Source organism: Microcystis sp. M015S2, from assembly GCF_020245945.1.
Lineage (GTDB): Bacteria > Cyanobacteriota > Cyanobacteriia > Cyanobacteriales > Microcystaceae > Microcystis.
In genome coordinates this window covers 1-8153 of the sequence record NZ_JADBTX010000109.1, presented here as the reverse complement: position 1 = coordinate 8153, position 8153 = coordinate 1, and the positions used below count along the sequence as shown (strand labels likewise).

The window sequence follows — 8153 nt, the reverse complement described above, 5'->3', positions numbered from 1 at the left end:
CTCTAAGACTTTCTGGTATAGTTCACTTATCATTTTCGTTATTTAGGTCATATATAGTAAATATGACTTATCTTTTTTGGGAGTCTGTGTCTGTATTCCATGCTACATAAGCTTTTCAGCTTGCTTGTCCCCCTGTCAGGGGTTTTAGTTCAATTTCCCCACTTCCCCACCTCCCCAATTCATAATTCATAATTCATAATTCATAATTCCCACTCCCCCCACACCCTACACCCTACACCCCACACCCTACACCCCACACCCTCACTGATAACTGATTACTGTTTACTGATAACTGATAGAGGATTTCACCTCTAAAAAATAGCGTCGATACAATTCATAGCCTGGTACTACTTTATCTCCTGATTGTTTGAGTAGTCCCATACTGCTGAGTTTGTAAGCGAGAATTGGGTCTAATTGTACGGGTTCCACCGCGCTCATCACCCGGTCGAGGGCTTTTGCTAGTTCCGGCTGTTGTTCTAATACTGCCCAATGGCGCCGCAGGTGATGGGCATAAATCCCCGTGACGGAGGTGGCACTGGTTAATATTTGCGTCATGGTTATTTCCTCCCGACTGAGATAGTAGAGGGCAGTTTGTACCAAAGCTGGATGTCCTCCCACTAGCTCCATCAATTGTTTGACTTTTTCCTGATTTTCCCAGGTGAGTTGATAACGTTGGGCTAATTGTAATACCTCCTCAAGACTAAAATGACTTAACTGTGCGGGGAATCCCACGTTAAAGGGGGATTGATTGAGCTGCAGGGGAACATAAATTTCTGTGGAATGGACGACGATAAGACGGAGTTTTTGCCAGATAGGCAGGGTTTTGGCTTCCTCGTACCAAGAACGCAGCAGCGGTAAAAAATCCTTGGCCACTTGGGGATGTTCAAAAATCTGATTAAGTTCATCGAGAGCGAGGACAATGGGGGCGGTAATCGATTCAAGCAGATAGTCTTGAATGTAAACCGTACAGCTAATCTTGCTGCCTAAATCCTCATCCCAATACTCATCTAATTGCGGTTTTAACTGTAGTTGACGGGCGGCATTGGCACACAACCAGCGCAAAAATTGGTTTAAATCACTCAAAATGGCCTGGTCCACCTGTTCTAAGTTCAAACTCACCGTGCGGTAGCCTTGCTGTTTGGCAAAATCGAGCATTCTCAAAAGCAGGGAAGTTTTGCCCATTTCTTTCGGGGCTTTTATCCGCACTAAAGCCCCCGGTTTCTTGATTTCCTGCCTTATCTGTTCTTCCAGGGGAAGACGTTCTAAATAAAATGGGGAACCAAGGGGAACTGCCCCATTGGGATAGGGGGGTAATGTGTCCAATTTTTCGCTCTTGGATGGAGAATTAACCGGAATTTTGTCTTGAGGGGGTGCTGTTAGCTGAAAATTCAGGGCGGCGATTTCTTGCCAGTCTAGGGATAATCGATGACAAATTTGGGCAAAAGTGGCTTGTTCTACCGGTTTACCGGTCAGGAAGTTGCTGACAATAGCCAGACTAAATTCAGCTTCTTTAGCTAAGGATCGTTGACTGCTAAAGCCCTGCTTTCTCACGGCTAATTTAACTTGATTGAGGCAGTGTTGTTGTACTCTTAGATAGCCCGACATGGAATCTCTCATAAGTGGGGAATTATGAATTATGAATTATGAATGGTTCTTCGGTTCCTGCTATGCAATTTTTGTCAATTGTTTTCTATCTAGAACGAACTAATCAATTAAGTCTCTTGCCAGATAAGGATTTAGTCGATTTATGCCACCCGATCAAACCATACCAAGTAACGAAGAACCATAAAAATAATCTCCTGACTCCTGAATTCTGTCTCCTGACTCCTGAATTCTAACCCAATGGTAGATGTTGGATTTTGCAGGAGTTCTATTTTTCGACAAAGATAAGCAAAAATTATCTATTGACTCCAAAAACTTGAGAATATTTAAATTAACATTTCGCAATATTTACAAATTCTTAAGAATTAATTGAGAAAGATTTTTATTTAACGACGGTGTTGCAATGGTTACAGCGATTTGATAGAATTTCATAATGGGTTTTTCTGTGCTTTTTTAAGCTGCAATGGTTGAAACCCTTGCCACACCTACAAGGTAATCCTAATTAAGACGGGTAAATCAGTCAATTTCACCCACAACGATGATCTTTTTTTTGTGTAGTTTTATTGCAAAAAAAAAGTTTTTTTGACAAAAAGCACAAAGTATGAATTATGAATTATGAATTATGGTTCTTCGGTTTGTCCTATGCAACCTACCTAATCTTAAGAATAAGCACTTTAAATGCGTCTTAGCTTAACTGATAACTGATAACTGATAACTGATTTTAACCCGATAATTTAGTCAACAACGCCAAGAATTTTTTACTATTAGGAGTCAAGAGAGTTCGACGATAGGCATCGGCAGCTTTTTTAATCGCTTCCGCTTGGGTGGGATAGGGATGAATAACAATAGAGAGTTTACGCAGTCCGATTTGAGCAACTATAGCGGTGGTAATTTCAGAAATCATCTCACCGGCGTGAGCGGCGACAATAGTAGCTCCTAAAATTTGGTCGGAACCTTGTTTGTGAATAATTTTTAAAAAACCGTCCGTTTCGCCATCAGCGATAGCTCGATCGACTATACTCAAAGGAATTTTAATAGTATTAGTGACCAATCCCCGGGTCTGTGCCTGGGTTTCATCCATGCCGACACGAGCGATTTCTGGGTCAGTGTAAGTGACCCAAGGCATAACTAAATTACTCAGCTTATAGCGTCCGAAACCGAAGGGAGAAAAGAGGGTATTTTTAATCACAATACGGGCGGCCGCATCGGCGGCATGGGTAAATTTCCAATCCATACAGATATCTCCAGCAGCATAAATTTTCGGGTTAGTAGTTTGCAGATAATCATTAACTTTGACTCCCCGACGAGTATCGTATTCCACGGCCACTGCTTCTAAATTTAATCCTGACAGATTAGGCTCCCGGCCGGCAGCGACTAAAATCTCATCGACGGTGATAGTTGCTCCTTGACCGTTGCTAGTATATTCAATGGTTTTACCCCGCTCATTTTTTGTCACCCGTTCAATTTGACAGGAGAGAATTAACTGCATTCCTTCCCGCAGCAAAGTATTCTCAAGAATTTCGGTCGCTTCTCGGTCTTCTTTATTCAACAGATGGGAATGATTATGAAATAAAATCACCTGTGCGCCTAACCGTTGAAAAGCTTGGGCTAATTCACAACCAATCGGCCCGCCACCGATAACAGCTAATCGGGGAGGTAATTCTGTTAGGGAAAAAATTGTTTCATTGGTATAAAATCCCGCCGCTTTTAGTCCGGGTATATCGGGATGAAAAGCCCTAGCACCAGTGGCAATGACAGCTTTTTTATAAGCGAGGGTTTTTCCGGTCACTTCCACAGCATTTTGTCCTAAAAAACGAGCACTACCCAAGAAGACATCGATACCTAGTTTTTGGAAACGTTGCACCGAATCATTATGGCTAATATCGGCGCGAATTTGCCGCATTCTGGTCATGACTCTGGCAAAATCTACCCTAGTATCCCCAATATCAATTCCTAATTTTTTGGCTTTCTCAATTTCCCCGATAATTCTAGAGGAACGAATCAGACATTTAGAAGGAATACAACCGAAATTGAGGCAATCTCCCCCCATTAAGTGTTTTTCCACTAAAGCCACTTTTAAACCTATATCTAAACCCGCAGCCCCTGCCGCTACGACTAAACCCGCAGTACCCGCACCGATGACAACTAAATCATAACAATATTGGGGTTGGGGATTGAGCCAATCGGCAGGATGAACATAATTAACTAATTTTTGATTATGTTCGTCCATGGGGAGAATATTAACTTCACTGGAGCTATTTTGAAACATAGTGAACTACCTCGACTCCCTAGGCGCAGTTGTCAAGACTTCGGAATTTACAGGGGAATGCCTCAAGACAGATTTACATCCACCTTTTTGACTTACTTCTCCTCTTTGAGCAGTGGTCCGAGTTCCTGAGACCAATAATTTTCTGATGCCTTCTGCTCTCATTTTTTTATCTGCATTTTCGTCTCTATCGTGATGTGTACCACAGCTTGGACAAGTCCATTTTCTAACGTCTAATGGCATATCAGACATTTGATAGAGACAAAGAGAACAGGTTTTAGAGCTAGGGAAAAATCTATCAATCTCCATCAATAAACCGCCTTTATTCTGTAGTTTATAGTCAATAAATTTCCCTCTTGACCAAGTTGGTAGAGCAAGTCTCTTGGTTCTATGTTAGTTGTTGTTGTATTAATCGGACAAAACCTGATGAGCCTTTCTCTGTCAACTCTTAAGGAGTCGTGCGTTTTATTTTTCAATTGGGGATTTAAGAGCCAATTTTAAAGGCTTCTAGAAATAAACTATAGGTGATACCAATTTTTAGTAAATTGAGAGATTCTCGCAGAATCGGTGCTGGTTTAGCCTGGGAACTTTTTCGGTAAACAATCCGGCTAGTCGCCTCCGTAAACAGCAGTAATAAACCGGCAGCGGTGACATCCCATTGAGCAGTTTGACCGGCAGTGGTGACAATTGCTTGACCAGAAAAAACTCCAAATAAAACACAAATTAGCTGGAGGGAAATCCGCCGCCAAGGATTACCAAAAAAGCTATTAAACCGGCTGCTGGTGACATTAGCCAGCGTACTTAAACGGGTGCGTTGCATGGTCATATTTATTTAGAAGTAATACGATTAAGAAGCCACAAAGAGGTAACAATACCGGTAAAGTGAGCGAGAATTGTATTAGTATTAGCCTGCACAATTAACAGGTCAACGGAATTAACAAATTGACTGGGGTTAGAGGCAACATTAAAAGTACCTTGGGGAACATTGAGGGATTTAATTAAGACGATTCCCGCCAAGGCTTGCGCTCCCAAAATGGTTAAAAACATCCCGATAATATTAGCGATTAAACCCTGACGGATTAATTGAATAGTATCGGATTTTTTCGGGCGACTATCTTGATCAACCCTCAACATTTGACGGGCAATTTTCATGTAACGAGAGGAAAAGAAAATGGCGACCACCAAAAAACCAGCCCCACCAATGGCACATAAAACACCGATTTCAATACCGGAAGTGCGTTGTCTCGTCCCTAATAAACTAGCGGTAGCAATGAGCAATAAAACCCCTGAAATTACGCCTAGGACAATCTGCGTCCAAAAACCGATTCTTCCCTGACGTAAAAGGATATTAGCAGCCCGTTGGACGGCTGGAGGCAAGGAATAAAGATCAGAATCTCTAGGGGTGGATATATTGGTAATTTCTGATTGTTTGTCTCTCATCGGGGTTAAGCTAGGGATTGGGTAAATCTGGTCTTGATCTATTTTCGTCTTTTTTTTTGCCCATGGCTAGAGATTTAATAAACCTCTGGCATAATTAATTTTTCAGGGTTCAAAGACGGCAAAAATAATGATTAAATGGACTAAAATCTGTAAATAGACCATTTAATTGATTATTATTCATTCTTAATTCTCCTGACTACTGACTACTGGCTACTGACTCCTCACCCTAACAACAATTTTTGATTTTTACAAGCGGTCTAATTTTGGCACTGACTGGCTATCTGTTTAGCTTCTACCTGTAAACGCTGGGCCATGCGAAACATTTCTTGACCGGTGTGGAGAGAGCGATCATCGTAGTTAAGGGTAAAGGTTTCCAATTCTTCTAGTCCGTCAGTGAGATGATTGAGACAGTAATAAAGAGAAGCGGCCACTTTGGCCATTTTGGCAGGATTAGGCCGTTGGCAAAAGAGGGTTTTGGCTCGATCGAGATTTTGGCGACAGGTTTCTAGATAGTCTTGAAAAACAGCCATTAACTGATCATCGAAGGGATCGGCGGATAGGTGATTGATCTGACCTTTGAGAGGCCGGATAATTTGACCGATCAGGCGATTAATCGGGCTATAGGTCTGTTTATACCACTGTTTGACCAGGGCTTCGTCTTCCTGGACCGTTTCTTTGTAACGATGATAATTTGCTTGGGCGGTGGCGGTGCGTTGGGCGCGTTTTTCGGGAGAATTGGCGATTAGTTGGTTATCGTAGTCCTTTCTTAGTCTCGGATCGCTTAGGATCTCGTAGGCGGCGTTAATAGCGACGATTTTATCGTGACTGGCACTATCGTTTTGACTATCGGGATGGAATTGTCTGGCTAAACGCCGATAGGCCCGTTTAATCTCCTCAGGGGTCGATTTATGGCTGATTTCTAAGGTTTGGTAGTGGTTGCCGGTCATGAGCGCAAGCGATCGATCTGTCTTTTGTTATTATCGACCATGGTTAACGCGGCGGAGAAGGAGAATTGTCGAGAGTGGGAAAGTGGGGAGGTGGGGTGTGGGGTGTGGGAAGAATACATAAAAATAATCTCCTGTCTCCTGAATACTGACTTCTGACTCCCGACTCCTGACTTCTAACCCCATGTTGGACAAAGATAAGCAAAAATTATCTATTGACTCCAAAAACTTGAGAATATTTAAATTAACATTCCGCAATATTTATAAATTCTTAAGAATTAATTGAGAAAGATTTTTATTTAACAACGATTTTACAATGGTTACAGCGATTTGATAGAATTTCATAGTGGGTTACTCTGTGCTTTTTTGGGTGACAAGGGTTGAAACTCTTGCCACACCTACAAGGTAATCCTAATTAAGACGGGTAAATTAGTCAATTTCACCCACAACGATGATCTTTTTTTTATGTAGTTTTATTACAAAGAAAAAGTTTTTTTGACAAAAAGCACAAAGTATGAATTATGAATTATGAATTGGGGAGAAGGGAGGGGGAGAGGGGGAGAAGGGAGAATAAATAAAAATAATCTTCAGAATTCTGAATTGAGAATACTGACAAAATTGGCAATAATTAGACAAAAGGATTGATTTCAGGGATATCCTGGATCGAGGGTAAGTCTATTTGGCCCGATCGCTCTTGTGTAAGATAATAGGGACAATGAAGTTGACAATCGGGACGATGGGGAAAATCGACTAAATCATTTTGGTATGCTGATAGATAGCGATCGAGATCCTTCAATAAACGGCGTAAATCCCGTCCTGTCCGTTGGTGTAGTTTGCGATTATAGTTAAAAGTAATTTGTTCGGGGTTGCGGGGTAACTGCACAAACCAATAGGTCATCGATAAACTATCAAGAGGATAAGCAGAAGTTTCTGCCAACACATACAGATAAAGTCTCGTCTGCCAATTTTTGGCTAGTTTGTCGGCATCGATAGGTTTTAAGTAGGTTTTCCAGTCAAAAATTACCGCTCGATCGCTCTCTAGTAAAATTAAATCATAGATAACCGTTAATAAATAATTACCCACAGTTAAACTGCGACAATGTTCCGCTTCTCGATTAGCTTCTCCTGGATTTTGGGCAATTGCCGGGGCAGCCTTTAATAGGGCTGTTAAACAATGTTCTAACTGTTCATTTTCGCGTAATAGGGACGTGATCGGCAGCCCTAATTCCCGCTGCTGTAATAATAGGTGAAACTGACTGCCCCATTCTTGCCTCTCCAATTGCCCGGGGTCGGCCGGTGTGTTAAGTTGCTCTAGATAGACTTTTTGAAATCTCGGTGGACAGGTTTCCAATAGGTTTAAATGGCCCTGGGCAAGACGATAGATATTAGACATGATAGAGTTATCGTTGATAAAACAGGAGTTAGTCTATGGTTTTTGGCTGACAGATGCTAGGAAGGTTGAATAGCCAGAGTATTTAGTAACATTTGATAGACAATACCAAAAGAAATTGATTAGAACAATCTATGCTTAAGAAAAAGGATCATGACGGCCTTTCCCATAAAGATGAAGTGTAACCTAATTTGGTGTTAACGACCGAGGACTGACCCGCCAAAACAAAAACTTCCTATCTCATCATTAAGATCAGCTGCCCGCCTATTTAAATTGCTTGTTGAGATGAGGCACTGTGGCACTCTTGCAACAGTAAAAGGATTGGGAGAGATTGACCTAATCTAAGGATCGGGGGTTAAAATAGGTCTTAGCCTGACAGGGGGACAAGCAAGCTGAAAAGCTTATGTAGCATGGAATACAGACACAGACTCCCAAAAAAGATAAGTCATATTTACTATATATGACCTAAATAACGAAAATGATAAGTGAACTATACCAGAAAGTCTTAGAG

General features: G+C 41.5%; 8 protein-coding genes and 1 pseudogene. 1 reads left to right on the top strand and 8 read right to left on the bottom strand.

Annotated features, from left to right (window positions below):
- Positions 1-282: 282 nt before the first annotated feature.
- A complete protein-coding gene (locus IM473_RS18660; protein WP_287660427.1) occupies positions 283-1617 on the bottom strand; it encodes an AAA-like domain-containing protein in 1335 nt (444 codons plus the stop codon).
- Positions 1618-1643: 26 nt separating this feature from the next.
- On the opposite strand from IM473_RS18660, the gene IM473_RS18655 reads away from it, so the two are divergent.
- Positions 1644-1838 carry a hypothetical protein gene (locus IM473_RS18655; RefSeq protein ID WP_287660425.1) on the top strand — a complete coding sequence of 65 codons (195 nt, stop codon included), beginning with the start codon at positions 1644-1646 and terminating at the stop codon, positions 1836-1838.
- Here IM473_RS18655 and IM473_RS22620 read toward each other — a convergent pair.
- The 7 genes and pseudogenes from IM473_RS22620 to IM473_RS18625 all read right to left on the bottom strand — a co-directional run bounded on the left by IM473_RS22620 (position 1759) and on the right by IM473_RS18625 (position 7645).
- Positions 1759-1947 carry a hypothetical protein gene (locus tag IM473_RS22620; protein WP_353738167.1) on the bottom strand — a complete coding sequence of 63 codons (189 nt, stop codon included), beginning with the start codon at positions 1945-1947 and terminating at the stop codon, positions 1759-1761. The genes IM473_RS18655 and IM473_RS22620 overlap by 80 nt on opposite strands.
- A gap of 376 nt (positions 1948-2323) precedes the next feature.
- Positions 2324-3871 carry a mercuric reductase gene (locus tag IM473_RS18650; RefSeq protein ID WP_287660423.1) on the bottom strand — a complete coding sequence of 516 codons (1548 nt, stop codon included), beginning with the start codon at positions 3869-3871 and terminating at the stop codon, positions 2324-2326.
- A gap of 6 nt (positions 3872-3877) precedes the next feature.
- Positions 3878-4216 (bottom strand): annotated as a pseudogene (locus IM473_RS18645) (zinc ribbon domain-containing protein); the annotation flags it as partial.
- A 136-nt stretch (positions 4217-4352) separates the two neighbouring features.
- On the bottom strand, positions 4353-4694 hold the full coding sequence (locus IM473_RS18640; RefSeq protein WP_002800797.1) for a DUF565 domain-containing protein: 342 nt from the start codon (positions 4692-4694) through the stop codon (positions 4353-4355).
- 2 nt (positions 4695-4696) lie between these two features.
- Positions 4697-5308, bottom strand: a complete 612-nt coding sequence (locus tag IM473_RS18635) for a DUF3611 family protein (protein WP_287660422.1) — start codon at positions 5306-5308, stop codon at positions 4697-4699.
- 257 nt (positions 5309-5565) lie between these two features.
- Entirely contained in the window at positions 5566-6255 is a 690-nt protein-coding gene (locus tag IM473_RS18630) for a J domain-containing protein (protein ID WP_287660421.1), read from the bottom strand.
- 625 nt (positions 6256-6880) lie between these two features.
- Entirely contained in the window at positions 6881-7645 is a 765-nt protein-coding gene (locus tag IM473_RS18625) for a PD-(D/E)XK nuclease family protein (protein ID WP_287660419.1), read from the bottom strand.
- Positions 7646-8153: the final 508 nt, after the last annotated feature.